The following is a 14,907-nucleotide window of genomic DNA, read 5'->3' on the forward strand; positions in this document are numbered from 1 at the left end:
TCTTTGCCATCTCTTGAAATCCCAAAAAATGCACACTTTTTCCGGTATACCCTTCAAAACCCTTGCACTTTTTTCCTGTTTATCAGCCTCTAACCTTTGATATATCAAGGTTTTAGGTTTATTCAGCAAACCCTAATTAATTTTATTATAATTTTTAGGATATTTGGCTGTGTATGCTAAAGTTCAAGATATGATTCACAAAATGATTATCAGGTAGAAGTTATGAATGAGCTTAGGCTGGAATTACCTGCAAATATTTCTATTGATGAGGCACAACTATTGTTGACAGTTAAATTATTTGAATCTGGTAAATTATCTTTAGGACAAGCTGCTAAACTAGCAGGTTACTCCAAGAGTACATATATAGAATTACTGGGAAAAATGGGAGTTCCTGTAATTAATTATCCACCTGAAGAATTAGAACAGGAGATGAATCTGTGAGTGAAGTTGCTGTTACTAATAGTACCTGTTTGATTGGTTTAGAAAGAATAGGACGTTTAGAAATATTACCACAGGTTTTCTCTTTTATATTCATACCATTAGCTGTACAAAAAGAAGTAGGTATTAATGAAGATTGGCCAATAGTTCAACCAGTGGCTAATTTAGCTTTAGTTGCTGCTTTAAAAACCCAACTTGATCCAGGAGAAGCTGAAGCTATAACACTAGCAATAGAATTAGGAGATGTATTTTTAATTATAGATGAACGTAATGCTCGTGGTATTGCTCAACAAATGGGTTTAAAAGTTATAGGTACACTAGGAATGTTACTACGTGCTAAAGAAAAAGGTGTGATTTCGGAAGTGAAACCATTGATTATGTCACTAGAATCTGTTAATTTTCGGATAGCACCTGCTTTAATTCAAAAAGCTTTAATTTTAGCTGGAGAATTATAAATTTTACGATGTTGTTTATAGTCATAATCATCTTCATATTCAATTGTACCAAATAGTTCTATAATTTCCTGTTGTTTTCGTCGTTGTATATACTGTTTTAAAGCTTCTGCAATTACAGCACTTTGATCACTATAACCACTCAGTTCAAGTGCTTCTTTGATTAAGTTTTCGTCTATTTCTAAATTTGTCATCATATTGTATTTTTCTCTAAAATTTCATTTACCAAACTATTGCCATGTTTAAAATAAATCCTGGTAAAATATCTTCCCCTGATAATTCTAAGGGTGCGGTTAATATTTCGACTGGTTTACCTAAACGATAAATTTCTACTTGGCGTGTTTTTGGATTAATCAACCAACCTAATTTTACACCATTTTCCATATATTCTTGCATCTTCTTTTGTGTTTCTTGCAAGCTATCTGTAGGTGACATTAATTCTAAAACAAAATCAGGGGCAATGGGAGGGAACTTAGTTTTTTCTTCTGTGGTTAAACTATCCCATCTTTCTTTTTTAATCCATGCAACATCTGGAGAACGATTTGCACCATTAGGAAGTTTAAAACAGGTGGAAGAATCAAAACACACGCCTAGTTTAGTTTGACGATTCCAAACACCAAAATCAGCATTAATTTCTGAATTAATTCTTCCAGTTTCCCCTCCTGTGGGTGACATGACTAATAGTTCTCCTTTAGCGTTGCGTTCAAATTTTACATCAGGATTTTTCCGACAGAGTTGATAAAATTGATCATCGGTAAATCTGACGATAGGGTTTAGGTTAATGGTTATGGCTGTCATTGTCAATATGGGGTGATAGGATAAAACAGGTATTTTTCAATATTGTCAGAATCAGGATTTCCAGGATTAGAGGATTTACAGGATGAAAACAGATATTTGTCAGTAATTAACCATGATTAGGATTAACTAGATAATTAGCAACTAGAGTTAGGAACTATAGTTAACTAATTAATATCTATATCATTTTACTACCAATCATAGATATTATATCAAATCAGGATCAAAAATTTAATATATTTTACCAGCTTTCTAGTTACTTATCCTGTAAATCCTCAAATCCTGGATATCTTGATTCAGACAATATTCAGACAATATTAATTATCCAGTTATTCTTTAGAGAAAGACTGGGTTAATAATAAGGATGCTCCTGTGTTGTCAAATAACACCAGTCTTAATGAAACCAATTTAAAACCTATTATTGATGAGCTTCTTATTTCTGGCTGACGGATGAATGCTTATACTTAAATCTCGTAATACCAAATATTTTCTTTTTTGACAATAATCCGATTCAAAGACATTCGATCAATTACTCCTGCATCTTCTAATTGTCCTAATAATCTAGTGATAGTAACACGGGTAGAACAAACAAGGGCGGCTAAGTCTTCATGTGTCAGTCGCATATTAATTAATCTCCCTGTTTCTACCTGTGAGCCAAATTTTTTAGATAACCATGCTAGAAGTTGAATTAGCATAGTTTCTACTTTTTTATGGCTACGTATTAACATTAATTCTTCTGCTTGATGGATGTGCTGAAGTAAAGCATCTGTAAATTGCTGCAAGTTATCTGCTGCTAAAATATTCGCTTCTACATTAGTTAAACATTCTATGCAATAGGGTTTGATTTTTGACAGCATTTCACCCACTATATCCCCAGGTCCCCATAAACCTAAAGCTACTGTTGTACCGTCTTCTAAGTAGGTATAAGTCATGACAAAGCCGCTTTCTATTTGCCAGAGGGCATTTTTTTTACTGGGTATGAGCGATCGCCTGGAAAAATGAAACTTTTGGCGATCATTATCAGTAGATAACCCGAAAATAATTGTATTTAAAGGCATAAGTATATTATATTACTATTTTCCGATGTTCTAACCGTAGTATATATGATTTCGGATCAGAAAGTCACGCCAAAAATATCTTCTAGGGTAAGTCAGACCGCACAAATCAAGTAAATCAAGCAATTTTGACATCGGGCGCACCCTACAAATATGTTGATTTCTGGTCAATATAGAGCAACTATGGGAATTATATTAAATAACTACGGTAATCCGATAGATTTATGATATTTTAGTAAAACAAGTGAGAAGCTATCACATTTAACACTTTAAAGTAGACTTCTTTCGTAAAAAGGCTCTTAAATCTATCAATGTACAGTAGTATTTTAAATACAGACGTGAATAGTCAAAGCTACCGTCTCCTGGAACTTTCCGCCAAGGTGGAATACGCACTCTTAGCACTGCTAGAACTAGCCAGCCACCATGATCAAAAAGTTACTCTAACTATAAGTGAAATTGCAGCCAAGCAACCCATCCCAGAGCGTTACTTAGAACAAATTCTCACTCAACTGCGACGTGCGGGTGTGGTGCAGAGTCAGCGCGGTTCAAAAGGTGGTTTTCTTTTAGTGCGTGAACCTTGGCAAATAACCTTACTAGAAATAGTCACCTTGGTAGAAGGAGAACGGAAAGAGAAAGAAAATTCTGAAAATCCAACTATAGAAAGGACTCTAGTGCGTGAAATTTGGGAAAAAGCTAACACCGCTTCTAGTGAAGTGTTGCGTAGTCACACACTCCAAGACTTATGTCAAGAAAAAGAAACTCGCACTCAAAATGATCCCATGTATTACATTTAGTGTGAGTCATCAGCTAATAAATATGGGAAAAGCAATTAATCAATTAATCAATTAATCAATTAATTCTTTTTCATCAAAACTAACAAACACAGACAAATACCAAGGAGTTTGATCGGACTTAATGCCTGATTTTGATAGATGATTACAACACCCAAACCCATCAGTACAAAAGGTACAAAATAACTACCATAATTAGTTAAAAAATTTGCTATTTGCTTCTGGTGGGTTAACTTATAAGCTGCGTAACACCAAACTGACAATAGGAGGAAAAAGACAACTATAATCACTAAAAAGCTATCTAGTTTATTGGTAGAAAATAAAGGTATATAAACAGTAATATTATCACTGCCATTAGCAATAGTAATTAGAGTAATGGTATAAATTTGAGAACTTAACAAATTACTTTGACTTGATGATGCAAATGGTGTAATTTCGGTATTAATTTCAGCCGATAAATTGGTATCTTGTTCTTGATTAACTAAACTACTAATACCCATAGACAAAGGAATCAAACCTAATAAACTAATCCAGTTTGTAGGTATAATTAAACCACTCAATAAACCAGGTAAACTGAGAATGACAAGAATCGTAAAACCCAAATATTGACCTAAAACAATTTGCCAAGGTTGTAAATTATCATCAGCTTGGGCAAAAAAAACCAACAAAATCACAAGATCATCAATATTAGTAGCAATAAAAGTTACAACTCCTGTGATTATAGATATCAATAAATCATTCATTCTACATCATTAATCTTCAAACATCATGAATAGTTTAATTACTGCTTTTACTCAAGGTATTATCGCTTTTGCAGCCACTAATATAGACGATATTATTATTTTACTACTTTTATTTTCACAAATAGATAGTAATTTTCGCCGTAGACATATTTTTATCGGTCAATACCTTGGTTTTTTAGCTATTATTATTCTTAGTTTACCAGGTTTTTTTGGTGGCTTAGTGATTCAGCGAGAATTTATTGGATTATTAGGATTATTACCAATAGTAATTGGCATTAAATATTTATTGAATCGAGAAGAAGAAAATACAGAAGTACAAACAGTAAATAGTGATTTATTAGAGTCATTACATCCCAATCCCATATTTGCTTTTTTATTAAGTATTCTTCACCCTAATACTTATAAAGTTGCGGCTGTAACGCTGGCTAATGGTGGTGATAATATTAGTATTTACATTCCCCTATTTGCTGGTCAGAGTTTTGGTAGTTTAGGAATTATTCTGATTGTTTTCTTATCTATGGTAGGGGTGTGGTGTGGTATTGCCTATTTATTAAGTCGTCAAGCTGCTATTGGTTATATTCTAACTCGTTATGGTAAGGCTTTAGTTCCATTTGTGTTAATTGGTTTGGGATTATTTATTATGTATGAACGTGGTACTTTAGAAATGATCAAATCATTGTTATAAGATATTTGAAAATAAAATATTGGAAAAGCATTTTCAGGTTTACAGATATTTTTTATTCCACTAAATCTCTATTAAGATGGAGAAATGTGATTTTGGTTAACCCCTACTTATGCTGGTAAAACTAACTTCCAACTTACCATCATTAAAATGCTGTATATAATCAATTTCAAAGGGCGTTGAGGTGTCATTTCACAAAGTTTAGCACCAATAATTACACCGGGAACTGAACCGATCCAAATTGGTATCACTAAACCCCAATTAACTGTTCCTAATGTGAGATGTCCTAAAGATGTGAATATTAATAAAATTGCGGCTTGAGTAATATCTGTACCTACTAATTTACGGGCATCAAGACGAAAGAAAACCATCAAAACCAAGGCAAACATAGAACCGGAAGAAACGCTAGTCATACCCACAGAAAAACCTAAAAGTGCGCCAATTAACAATGTTAAAAACCGCCCTTGATTAGTTTTAACATTTAATGTTGGTAATTCGGGTAAATTGACTTTGGGGAAAAACTTCACTAACAACATTTGGATTAATGCTGTGAATGTAACAATTAAAATCATTACTCCCAATAACCGCAGCAAAAGATTATCTATGTTGAGGTTACTGTTTCTGAGTTGATGTAAAACCGCTACACCTAACAATGAACCTGAAACGCTACCTATTGCCAGCCATTTAACTATTTCTATATCTAGGGTTTTTTGTTGCCAGTGTTTGACTCCACCTACTACTTTCATTAATGTGGCTGCTACAACATCAGAACTGATAGCAATAGAAGGCGGTACTTGAAAAATAAAAATTAACATTGGAGTGATTAAAGATGCGCCTCCTATTCCTGTTAAACCGACAATAATACCGATGAAAAAGCTGAAAACGGGTAGTAGTAAGTAGTCCATGTTCCTGTTTTGTAGTGGGTTTTAGCTGTGATCTGTAATAACTCCTCAAGGATGAGTTTTCCCTCTGGTGAAAATTTAGGTTGTTATTTTCTTAACCTGATTGTCTTCACTTGGGTTAATCACCGCAATCTTGATTGACTTACCGTATTTTAATAGTACACCTGGGAAAAGTATATTGTCAAGGTCTGAAAATGAAATAATTTTTTGTTGATTTTGTGGTGATTATTTGCTGACGAATAGAGAAAAAATGATCAATAGTTGAGGAAATACAAACTACAGCTATGGGGGATTTTATTACTAGTTAAATAATAATAAATCCTAATTAAACGCTAATAATAAGTTACTTAAATAGAAATATTTGCATCAAATAAAAAATAAACGCAGCTACTATAAAAAATTTCTTATAAATCTTTTACTTTTGTGTAATTTGCGCTTTTGGCAGTGTAATAATATTAATTTTGAGGCAATACTGTTCGATTAAGGATTTTTGTAGGTTGGGTTTACCGTGTGGAAATCTAACAAACCCTTGTAAATGTTGGGTTTCTTTCCTCAAACCAACCTACGTTATGTCGTTGTTTTAGGGTTAACCGAAAAGTATTGAATTACTAATAGCTAATTACTAATAGCTAATTTCTTAACTTATGAATAAAATGAAAATGATGAAAGAGGAACACACATCAAAGGTTATGGTGATCAAAAACCTGCTGTTTTCTAATTGGCGTTCTTTGTTGCTGATGTTGATAGGTGTGTATTTACCTTTGCAAGTTGTGGAAATTATGGCGGTGAAAATTTGGCAGAATAAAGATAGCTTTTCTTGGGATGTGCCGATTTTGATGGCTATTCATAGTACAGCTAATCCTCAACTAGATGCGATCGCAGTAGTGTTAACTAAGTGGGGATCATTTTGGACTGCATTTCCTGTGTTGAGTGCGATCGCCATAATTTTATTACGTAACCGCAGATGGAGAACTTTTAATTATCTGATCACTACTGCTATAGGAAATTTAATTATTAATCACACAGCTAAAGAAATTATACAGCGAACACGCCCTAATTTATGGATATCAAAAGCACCAGAATTGGATTATGCTTTTCCTAGTGGTCATGCCATGACAAGTATGACATTAGTAGCAATTTTAGTAATTTTAACTTGGGATCGTCCTTGGCGGTGGTTAGTTTTAATTATTGGTAGTTTTTACCTCTTAATTATTGCTTGGACAAGACTATATTTAGGAGTTCATTTTCCTAGTGATATACTTGCAGGTTGGATGCTTGCTTTAGCTTGGGCTATTGGTATGAATTTAATTATTAAACCATAATTATTAAACCATAATTATTAAACCATAAGTCTTCAGCCGTCAGTATTCAGCCATCAGCAAAGAAGAAAATCATGAATAATAGCTGATTACTGATAGCTGAATACTTAATGAAATGCTTAATGAAATGACTAATAACTACTAACCAGTAAAAATTAAGATTTTTGAGCAGGTGCATTAATCACTCTTGCATTTACAATTGCCTGAGAAACATTAGGAATAAACCAGTTAATTTCACCAGGTTTGAGAATTTGTGTTCCTGCTTGGCTAAACTCAATAACACCTGTATCTGGGTTAGTTGTCAAAACTAACTTAGTGCCATTAGTAACTTTAACAATTGAATCACCTGTTAGTTCTTGGTTTTCTCCATCTAAACCAACAGCTACAGCTTTAACATCTGAAGGTATATAAACTCCTTGACAATTCCATTTATTTTTGGTTGTCTGATTATCACCTAAAAAATATAAAGCTGATCCTGGGGAATAATCATCTTCTTCTAAATTTGGTTCTGGTCCATAAATAGCTATTGTTTTACCTGTTTGATTAATACATTGCCCCCAATCAATCCCTGATTCAAAGGCTAATTTTTGTAATTTTAAATCACTGATTTTCTGCTCTAATTGTTCTGGTGTATAGCCTTGGGGTAAAGTTTGTGTAGCTTTTGCATTTGCTAACTGGTTCAATTGTTGACTCAGGGCTATGTAATCAGGATTTTTCTTATATCTGGGCGGATCTGCTAACGCAGATTCAGAAAATAATAAACTGATACAGCATAACGCAATCATCAATATATACTTGAGACTTTTCATGGCAGTAATTCCTGATTTGAGAATATTTAGATTATCCATTTGACCCAAAGTAGAAATGAAAAAACCATCATTTTTCTACTTACTGAACTGTTCGCTAGTTTAAATTATCATAATTAATTCAAATGGGCAAGAATATCATTTAGCCAATTAGAATACCCAGTATTAACTTGAATTTGCATATTAAAAAATCTCAAAAATCTATAATTTTATAGGCTTTTACCTATATAACATCCTAAATAACTCATGATTAAGTAGTGTATTTTTACATACTTTTATTAAATCTTGGAAAAGAATTTTTTATACAAATTTAATTCCCACCAAATCCGATGCTCTTTTGAGTATTTATCAACAGAAAATAATTTTACAAAAAATATCAGAAAAAAATAGATAAACCACTTGCATAATATCAAAGCATCATGTAATATTTGATTTGTCAAAGAAAACACAAATCCTAATAGTAGTTGCTAGGAATAGATATGGGGTTAATCTATAAACAGCAGCTACAGATTCTTTAAGGGAATTTTGTACACATAAATCACAGGTCTGAATAGCCTAGAAGGTATAACTAAAAATTAGCCATAATCCAATACAGATCAGGGATTTATTTCTGTGGAATTGGCTGGTAAATATGCACAACAAAAGGAAAACTTTAAACTTTTGTAAATTTTTATTACTTGCCATCAGGTATTACTCAGACAAAAATCAAAATCTCCCTATTGTCCATCTATGTATGCGTCATTTCACAATAGAGAATCCTGAAGATGAACACAGAAATTAAATCACCTAAAAGTTTTCACGGCTTAAAGCCAAATTGCCTTTCTTTCTCAGAAGTTTTAGCTCAATCTTTTGCGGTTATTGCACCAACAACTGTACCTGCATCTAACATTGGTTTGATTGTGGCACTATCAGGAAATGGTACTTGGCTAAGTTTTGTGATTGGTTTGATGGGATTATTATTAGTGAGCATTAATATCAACCAATTCGCCAGTCGTTCCGCTTCTCCTGGTTCTTTATACTCATACATTACCAAAGGTTTAGGAGCAACCGCAGGTGTAATTTGTGGTTGGAGTTTGGTACTGGCTTATTTATTTACAGGAATGTCAGTTCTTTGTGGTTTTGCTAACTTTTTTGGGATTTTTATTAGCCATTTAGGTATTCATCCTTCGAGTATTACACTATTAGCTATTGGGGCGGGAATTTCTTGGTATGCAGCTTATAAAGATATTCAACTTTCAGCACTAACTATGCTGTGGTTAGAAGTAGTTTCTTTAGTTTTAATTATCATTTTGTGCCTGATTATTTGGGCGCACAAAGGTTTTGCTGTAGATATGTCTCAATTAACTTTATCTGGTGTGAATCCCGGTAATATAGCCACTGGATTAGTTTTAGTTATGTTTGGGTTCTCTGGTTTTGAAAGTGCCACTAGCTTAGGAGATGAAGCCAAAAAACCATTACGTACAATACCTAAAGCAGTGATGGGTAGTGTTATCCTTGCAGGTTTATTTTTTGTTTCTACTACTTACATAGAAGTTTTGGGTTTTAGTGGTACTGGGGTATCTATTACTCAAACAGAAGAACCTTTAGGTTTTCTTTCTCAACAAGTAGGAGTTGGTTTTTTAGGAGAATTAGTAGGTTTAGGAGCATTATTTAGTTTCTTTGCTTGCATTTTAGGAAGTATTAACCCTGCTGCTAGAGTAGCTTTTTTAATGGCACGTCATGGTTTATTTCATGCGTCTTTAGGTCATGCCCACACAGAAAATAGAACTCCTCATGTTGCTGTTACAATGTGTTCATTTTTGACATTTTTAGTTCCGGCGATCATGTCTTTTTTCCACATCAAACTCTTTGAGTGTATGGGATATTTGGGTGCTATTTGTAGTTATGGTTTTTTAACTGTTTATATTTTGATTTCTGTTGCTGCTCCAGTCTATCTACACAAAATTAATAAACTCCGTCTCATAGATATAGTATTTTCTATGTTGGCGGTGGGTTTTATGATGATTCCCATTTTAGGAAGTGTGGGTATTCCTGGTAGTAATCTTTTTCCTGTTCCAGAAGCTCCTTATAATCTTTTTCCTTACTTGTTTTTAATCTATCTTGTTACTAGTTGTAGTTGGTTTTTAATTAAAAAACAACGCTCCCCCCATTTAGTAGCAGGAATGCAGCAACGAGTTGATGAAATTCATGCGAGTTTTGCGGAAAGAAATAACTATTAACAGGTGGTAATTTCCCAAATCTCAAATCTCAAATCTCAAATCTCAAATCTCAAATCTCAAATCTCAAATTCCTATGAGTGGTGTAATCACAGCAATTAGTACAGGGGCGGCCGCTTTTAGTGCCACCAATATTGATGATTTAGTCATCTTAACTTTGTTTTTTTCACAAGTAAATGTGAAATTCCGTAAATGGCATATAATTTTAGGTCAATATGCAGGTTTTACAGCTTTAGTTTTGGTGAGTTTACCTGGTTTCTTTGGCGGTTTAATTTTACCTCGTCCTTGGATTGGTTTATTTGGTTTAATACCAATCATCATCGGCATCAAAACTTTACTAAATTCCGAAGATGAAGAATCAGAAGATGTAGATACAAATACAGAAACATCTCATGAATCATTGTTAGCTAAATTTTTTAATGTGCAAACTTACAGTGTAGCTGCTATTACTTTCGCTAATGGTACAGACAACATTAGTATTTATGTACCGATATTTGCTAGTAGTAATTGGCAGAGTCTTTTATTAATTTTGGGTGTGTTCTTTTTGTCCGTGGGATTATTGTGTTATGTGGCATATAAATTAACTCATAACCAGGCGATCGCCCATCTTTTCACCCAATATGGTCATCGTTTCATGCCCTATGTTTTGATTGGATTAGGTACTTTTGTCTTCATTGACAGTCATAGTTTAAGTCTAATGAATGTACTTAACAGATAACAGCGTAAAAAACAAAATCAGCCTTTAGTTATCAGTACTTAGGTTAAGCATCAAATTTAAAGTTTGTATAACTCCATAATAAACATTTACAAACTGAAATTTATCTTTAATTTTTACCTATTACTGACTGTTAAATATTGGTAGCTCAACAATTAATAAAAAATGCTAACAACTAATGACAAATGAATGATTAATCATCAATAATAACTAATACACCAAGAGGAAAAAATTTTGACTATACTCACATTTTCTTTATTAGTTTGGCTGGGATCATTTAGTGCTGGGTTAGTAGGATCATTAACAGGTTTAGGAGGCGGAGTCGTTATAGTTCCTTTATTAACTTCAGTTTTTGGTGTTGATATTCGTTATGCTGTTGGTGCATCTTTAGTCTCAGTAATTGCCACATCATTAGGTTCAGCATCTACATACATTAAACAAGGATTTGCTAACCTGCGCTTAGGAATGTTTTTGGAAGTTGCCACTACCATTGGTGCAATGATCGGAGCTTTATTAGCTGCCTTTGTTTCCGTGAAATTCTTAACAATTATTTTGGCAGTTGTTTTAATTTATTCAGCATATTTATCCCAACGCCCAAAAGCAGAAAATCAAGAAATTGCCGAACCAGATCCCATTGCGGAATATCTCCAACTCAATGGCACTTATCCCACACCTAACGGTGTGATACCTTATCAAATAAATGCCTTACCTGCTGGATTTAGCATTATGTTAATTGCCGGTGTGCTTTCTGGTTTATTAGGAATTGGTTCGGGAGCATTTAAGGTATTAGCAATGGATCAAGCCATGCGTCTACCTTTTAAAGTTTCCACCACCACCAGCAATTTTATGATCGGTGTTACAGCAGCAGCTTCTGCCGGTGTTTATTTAAGTCGTGGATATATAGATCCTGGTTTATCCATGCCAGTAATGTTGGGAGTTTTACCAGGCGCTTTTTTAGGAGCAAGAATTTTAATTGGTGCTAAAACCCAAACATTGAGAATAATTTTTAGCCTTGTGCTAGTCGTAATGGCTATCAAAATGGTGTACAACAGTCTTATAGGGGGGTTATAATTATGTATAGATTAAATTCGGGTTTTCGTTGGACTTCATCAATACAACAAGAAACTGAAGTAATGACTCTAGCTTTAATATCTGAAGAACCAGATTCAGATATTCAACAACTAGAAAAACAACATTTTCATCATGTCAATCATCTCAATTATCAGGGTGTAATTGCAAATAATCATAAAATAGAAAAATTGCCGGGTGAGCAATTATTAGAAAATCTGCTCAGTAATTTACTTAGATATGGTGTTTTGATTGCCAGTTCTATAGTATTTATAGGAGGAATATTACATTTAATCAATCACGGTTCAGAACCTGCTCAATATCATATATTTCGGGGGACATCTCCTGAATTTTGCTCACCCATTGGCGTATTCACAGCAATTTTATCAGGTAGTCGGCAGGCAATTATTCAACTAGGACTTTTAATATTAATTGCTGTTCCAGTTTTACGAGTCCTTATTTCTTTTTTGACTTTTTTATTCCTGCGACAATTTATTTATGTAGTCATTACTTCTTTAGTGTTAACGAGTCTTATTTACAGTTTGCTCAGTGCCTACTAATATGTAATAGGTAAAAAATCATTAGATAGATCCCCGAATTTTTTGGTCATTCGGGGATATAATCAGATATTTATACCAATCATGTGTAGCAAATTCAAGAATCAAATAACTACAAAGAAGACAAAGTACACAAAGAAGGAAGCAAGAGATTCAGAAATTTGGCACATTCTTCTACAGAAATGGTATTACTAGGAAATTAACAATTTTTTCTTAGTCATTTTTAAGTTTTTCCAAAGAATCTGAATTTGTTTATAAGCATCCTCTGGGGAAAGTTTACCACCAGTTTGTAGACCACAAATGTGGTTCACCCTTTGAGAAAAATCTTGAAGATGAGCATTAAATAATAAATATTCTGGTTCAAACTGTCCATAATATGCACTACGTGGATAAAGAAAATCAGATATTTCTGAGAGAAAATAAGGGTCTTGGTTCATATAGAAGCAGGTAGTTAGAATTAAAACAATCAGAAATTATGCAAGTGGTATTTAAGAAAATTTTATGTTAGTATTTCATAAACTCTCTTTAAATGCAGTATTAGTGAATACATTTTTCAGTATTCTCATAGTTGGAAACACTGGTAAATACAAATTGACTATAATGATCAGTAACTCAAATTGACATTTGCTGTAATACCCGAATACCCCACTTCTTTAAGAAGTCGGGAATCTATATACTATTAACTACAGTATTTTTGTATATTTAGTGTATAGTTACTAAAGTCATGATATAATTTTGCACGATAGACATAATTACAGAATATTGTATCAACATGATCAAAGAATGCGACCGAGATGAAAAAATATCATACTTTCAAAAAAGCAGGTAAACTCACGGCTTTAATATGTTTAATTACTATTTTAGTTACTCCTTTTGTTATAGTTAATGCTGGTGAGCGTGGTGTATTAATGAAGTTTGGAAACGTGCAAGATCCAGTATTAGGCGAAGGAATACACTTAATTATTCCTGTAGTGAATACAGTTAAAAAATTAAGTATTAGAATCCAAAAACAATCTATATCTACTGAGTCTATATCTAAAGATTTACAAAATATTTTTACTCAAGTAGTGCTAAATTGGCATATTCAACCCATAAAAACAAATCTAGTATTTCAACAAATTGGCGATGAAAAAAACATTATAGATATGATTATTGATCCAGCAATTGCAGAAGTTGTAAAAGCTATAGTCGCTCAATATACAGCAGAAGAAATCATTACTAGACGTGAAGATGTGAAAAATAAATTAGATAATTTTTTAAGACAAAGATTAGATAATTATTATATTGTAGTTGACGATGTATCTTTAGTTAATATCAACTTTTCTGATCAGTTTATAGAAGCTGTAGAAGCAAAACAAGTTGCTGCACAGGAAGCAAAACGGGCGGAATTTTTAGCGATTAAAGCAGCTAAGGAAGCGGAAGCTAAGGTAAATTTAGCCAAGGGTGAAGCTGAATCTTTGAGTTTATTAAAAAATATTTTGACTCCAGAATTATTACAAAGACAAGCATTAGAAAAGTGGAATGGTAAATTACCGTTAATTGTCGGTAAAGAAGATTTTAAAATTGGCGATATTCAACAGTTAATTACAGCAAGTGAAAATTAAGTTATTTGTAATAATTCAGGAGTCAGGAGTCAGGAGTCAGGAGTCAGGAGTCAGAATATTGGATAAATCAGTAGATTATCAATATGTGATTTTTAGTCTAACCCTTAAAAAGCTGATTTCTGTTAGCTGATAGCTGAATGCTTACAGTTATTTTTTTAATCATGAATCTTGATTTTAAATCCCCTCTTGGTTAAAATTGGGGATTTTATTGTTTATGAATTTTTGAAAATTTCTAGAGGAATATCAATAATTTTCAACTGAAGTAAAAACAAAATTAATAAGGTATATGCAGTTGAAGAAATCAAAGTATTGAATATCTCTTTTTTAAGATTACGCTCCTGGGGTTGTTTTTGAAAAATATCACCTGCTCCAAATTGCATCATGAGAATACCAATAATATTTGATAACCAGTAACCAATAATTGTGCAAGGTAAAAGTAAATTTTCTGACAAAAAACTGCACACATAACCAAAAAAGTACGCTATCGGTAGATTGAATAATAAATCATTCCACCAGCATAATGGAGAAAGCAAATATCCGAAAACAACAAAAAACCCTCCTCTTAATTTTTTCCAAATATTGCTGCTTGGTTGGTGGGAGGTGGTTTCTTTTTTCTCTTCTAAAGTGGGATCAAAGTTTTGACTGGTTACGGATAAATTTTTCATAAATACACTAATTTGATAGAAATAGTGTATTTTAACTTTAAATCAAAAAAAAGTCCATAGTTATTAATGCAGGACTGACGCAAACGGCACATGAGTATG

The 14,907-nt window shown here is 33.0% G+C and carries 18 protein-coding genes; 10 read left to right on the forward strand and 8 right to left on the reverse strand.

The annotated features are described in order from the left end of the window. Positions 1–222 precede the first annotated feature (222 nt). On the forward strand, positions 223–441 hold the full coding sequence (locus tag PN497_RS12625; RefSeq protein WP_096569985.1) for a UPF0175 family protein: 219 nt from the start codon (positions 223–225) through the stop codon (positions 439–441). Then, the gene (locus PN497_RS12630) at positions 438–893 is read left to right on the forward strand and encodes a DUF3368 domain-containing protein (protein ID WP_096569987.1); all 456 of its coding nucleotides are present in this window, start codon (positions 438–440) and stop codon (positions 891–893) included. The genes PN497_RS12625 and PN497_RS12630 overlap by 4 nt, the downstream gene beginning before the upstream one ends. Here the strand turns inward: PN497_RS12630 and PN497_RS12635 are convergent. The 3 genes from PN497_RS12635 to PN497_RS12645 all read right to left on the reverse strand — a co-directional run bounded on the left by PN497_RS12635 (position 860) and on the right by PN497_RS12645 (position 2,743). Continuing rightward, entirely contained in the window at positions 860–1,087 is a 228-nt protein-coding gene (locus tag PN497_RS12635) for a type II toxin-antitoxin system VapB family antitoxin (RefSeq protein WP_096569989.1), read from the reverse strand. The genes PN497_RS12630 and PN497_RS12635 overlap by 34 nt on opposite strands. Positions 1,088–1,112: 25 nt before the next feature. Then, positions 1,113–1,688, reverse strand: coding sequence for a Uma2 family endonuclease (locus PN497_RS12640; protein WP_096569991.1), 576 nt, complete (start codon positions 1,686–1,688; stop codon positions 1,113–1,115). A gap of 461 nt (positions 1,689–2,149) precedes the next feature. Beyond that, complete coding sequence (locus PN497_RS12645; protein WP_096569993.1) at positions 2,150–2,743, reverse strand: Crp/Fnr family transcriptional regulator; 594 nt, start codon at positions 2,741–2,743, stop codon at positions 2,150–2,152. A gap of 308 nt (positions 2,744–3,051) precedes the next feature. Between PN497_RS12645 and PN497_RS12650 the strand changes: the two genes are divergently transcribed. Next, positions 3,052–3,534: an RrF2 family transcriptional regulator gene (locus PN497_RS12650; RefSeq protein WP_096569995.1), complete on the forward strand. Its 483-nt coding sequence runs from the start codon at positions 3,052–3,054 to the stop codon at positions 3,532–3,534. 59 nt (positions 3,535–3,593) lie between these two features. On the opposite strand, the gene PN497_RS12655 is transcribed toward PN497_RS12650, so the two are convergent. Next, on the reverse strand, positions 3,594–4,274 hold the full coding sequence (locus PN497_RS12655) for a cadmium resistance transporter (RefSeq protein WP_096569997.1): 681 nt from the start codon (positions 4,272–4,274) through the stop codon (positions 3,594–3,596). A gap of 25 nt (positions 4,275–4,299) precedes the next feature. Here PN497_RS12655 and PN497_RS12660 point away from each other — a divergent pair, with 25 nt between their 5' ends. Beyond that, positions 4,300–4,959, forward strand: coding sequence for a cadmium resistance transporter (locus PN497_RS12660; protein WP_096569999.1), 660 nt, complete (start codon positions 4,300–4,302; stop codon positions 4,957–4,959). A gap of 107 nt (positions 4,960–5,066) precedes the next feature. On the opposite strand, the gene PN497_RS12665 is transcribed toward PN497_RS12660, so the two are convergent. Further along, complete coding sequence (locus tag PN497_RS12665) at positions 5,067–5,861, reverse strand: sulfite exporter TauE/SafE family protein (RefSeq protein ID WP_096570001.1); 795 nt, start codon at positions 5,859–5,861, stop codon at positions 5,067–5,069. 641 nt (positions 5,862–6,502) lie between these two features. On the opposite strand from PN497_RS12665, the gene PN497_RS12670 reads away from it, so the two are divergent. Next, positions 6,503–7,180 (forward strand): phosphatase PAP2 family protein, encoded by a 678-nt coding sequence (locus PN497_RS12670; RefSeq protein ID WP_096570003.1) that lies wholly within the window; start codon positions 6,503–6,505, stop codon positions 7,178–7,180. 152 nt (positions 7,181–7,332) lie between these two features. Here PN497_RS12670 and PN497_RS12675 read toward each other — a convergent pair whose 3' ends face one another. Then, a complete protein-coding gene (locus PN497_RS12675; protein WP_272110316.1) occupies positions 7,333–8,025 on the reverse strand; it encodes a hypothetical protein in 693 nt (230 codons plus the stop codon). 722 nt (positions 8,026–8,747) lie between these two features. Between PN497_RS12675 and PN497_RS12680 the strand changes: the two genes are divergently transcribed. The 4 genes from PN497_RS12680 to PN497_RS12695 all read left to right on the forward strand — a co-directional run bounded on the left by PN497_RS12680 (position 8,748) and on the right by PN497_RS12695 (position 12,542). Then, complete coding sequence (locus PN497_RS12680) at positions 8,748–10,202, forward strand: APC family permease (protein ID WP_096570007.1); 1,455 nt, start codon at positions 8,748–8,750, stop codon at positions 10,200–10,202. Between the two features lie 73 nt (positions 10,203–10,275). Then, positions 10,276–10,917, forward strand: a complete 642-nt coding sequence (locus PN497_RS12685; protein ID WP_096570009.1) for a cadmium resistance transporter — start codon at positions 10,276–10,278, stop codon at positions 10,915–10,917. A gap of 231 nt (positions 10,918–11,148) precedes the next feature. Then, the gene (locus tag PN497_RS12690) at positions 11,149–11,985 is read left to right on the forward strand and encodes a sulfite exporter TauE/SafE family protein (protein WP_096570011.1); all 837 of its coding nucleotides are present in this window, start codon (positions 11,149–11,151) and stop codon (positions 11,983–11,985) included. Positions 11,986–11,987: 2 nt separating this feature from the next. After that, entirely contained in the window at positions 11,988–12,542 is a 555-nt protein-coding gene (locus PN497_RS12695; protein ID WP_096570012.1) for a DUF1634 domain-containing protein, read from the forward strand. A gap of 188 nt (positions 12,543–12,730) precedes the next feature. Here PN497_RS12695 and PN497_RS12700 read toward each other — a convergent pair whose 3' ends face one another. Continuing rightward, positions 12,731–12,976: a DUF7219 family protein gene (locus tag PN497_RS12700; protein WP_096570014.1), complete on the reverse strand. Its 246-nt coding sequence runs from the start codon at positions 12,974–12,976 to the stop codon at positions 12,731–12,733. Positions 12,977–13,333: 357 nt separating this feature from the next. Here PN497_RS12700 and PN497_RS12705 point away from each other — a divergent pair, with 357 nt between their 5' ends. Continuing rightward, positions 13,334–14,143 (forward strand): prohibitin family protein, encoded by an 810-nt coding sequence (locus PN497_RS12705; protein WP_096570016.1) that lies wholly within the window; start codon positions 13,334–13,336, stop codon positions 14,141–14,143. Positions 14,144–14,355: 212 nt separating this feature from the next. On the opposite strand, the gene PN497_RS12710 is transcribed toward PN497_RS12705, so the two are convergent. Then, positions 14,356–14,808 carry a hypothetical protein gene (locus PN497_RS12710; protein ID WP_096570018.1) on the reverse strand — a complete coding sequence of 151 codons (453 nt, stop codon included), beginning with the start codon at positions 14,806–14,808 and terminating at the stop codon, positions 14,356–14,358. Positions 14,809–14,907: the final 99 nt, after the last annotated feature.

This window comes from Sphaerospermopsis kisseleviana CS-549 (assembly GCF_028329225.1).
Taxonomy (GTDB): domain Bacteria; phylum Cyanobacteriota; class Cyanobacteriia; order Cyanobacteriales; family Nostocaceae; genus Sphaerospermopsis; species Sphaerospermopsis kisseleviana.

Coding starts and splice junctions, on each gene's coding strand:
- PN497_RS12625 (WP_096569985.1), top strand. CDS start 223: ATGAATGAGCTTAGGCTGGAATTACCTGCAAATATTTCTATTGATGAG.
- PN497_RS12635 (WP_096569989.1), bottom strand. CDS start 1,087: ATGATGACAAATTTAGAAATAGACGAAAACTTAATCAAAGAAGCACTT.
- PN497_RS12640 (WP_096569991.1), bottom strand. CDS start 1,688: ATGACAGCCATAACCATTAACCTAAACCCTATCGTCAGATTTACCGAT.
- PN497_RS12645 (WP_096569993.1), bottom strand. CDS start 2,743: ATGCCTTTAAATACAATTATTTTCGGGTTATCTACTGATAATGATCGC.
- PN497_RS12650 (WP_096569995.1), top strand. CDS start 3,052: ATGTACAGTAGTATTTTAAATACAGACGTGAATAGTCAAAGCTACCGT.
- PN497_RS12655 (WP_096569997.1), bottom strand. CDS start 4,274: ATGAATGATTTATTGATATCTATAATCACAGGAGTTGTAACTTTTATT.
- PN497_RS12660 (WP_096569999.1), top strand. CDS start 4,300: ATGAATAGTTTAATTACTGCTTTTACTCAAGGTATTATCGCTTTTGCA.
- PN497_RS12665 (WP_096570001.1), bottom strand. CDS start 5,861: ATGGACTACTTACTACTACCCGTTTTCAGCTTTTTCATCGGTATTATT.
- PN497_RS12670 (WP_096570003.1), top strand. CDS start 6,503: ATGAATAAAATGAAAATGATGAAAGAGGAACACACATCAAAGGTTATG.
- PN497_RS12675 (WP_272110316.1), bottom strand. CDS start 8,025: ATGGATAATCTAAATATTCTCAAATCAGGAATTACTGCCATGAAAAGT.
- PN497_RS12680 (WP_096570007.1), top strand. CDS start 8,748: ATGAACACAGAAATTAAATCACCTAAAAGTTTTCACGGCTTAAAGCCA.
- PN497_RS12685 (WP_096570009.1), top strand. CDS start 10,276: ATGAGTGGTGTAATCACAGCAATTAGTACAGGGGCGGCCGCTTTTAGT.
- PN497_RS12695 (WP_096570012.1), top strand. CDS start 11,988: ATGTATAGATTAAATTCGGGTTTTCGTTGGACTTCATCAATACAACAA.
- PN497_RS12700 (WP_096570014.1), bottom strand. CDS start 12,976: ATGAACCAAGACCCTTATTTTCTCTCAGAAATATCTGATTTTCTTTAT.
- PN497_RS12705 (WP_096570016.1), top strand. CDS start 13,334: ATGAAAAAATATCATACTTTCAAAAAAGCAGGTAAACTCACGGCTTTA.
- PN497_RS12710 (WP_096570018.1), bottom strand. CDS start 14,808: ATGAAAAATTTATCCGTAACCAGTCAAAACTTTGATCCCACTTTAGAA.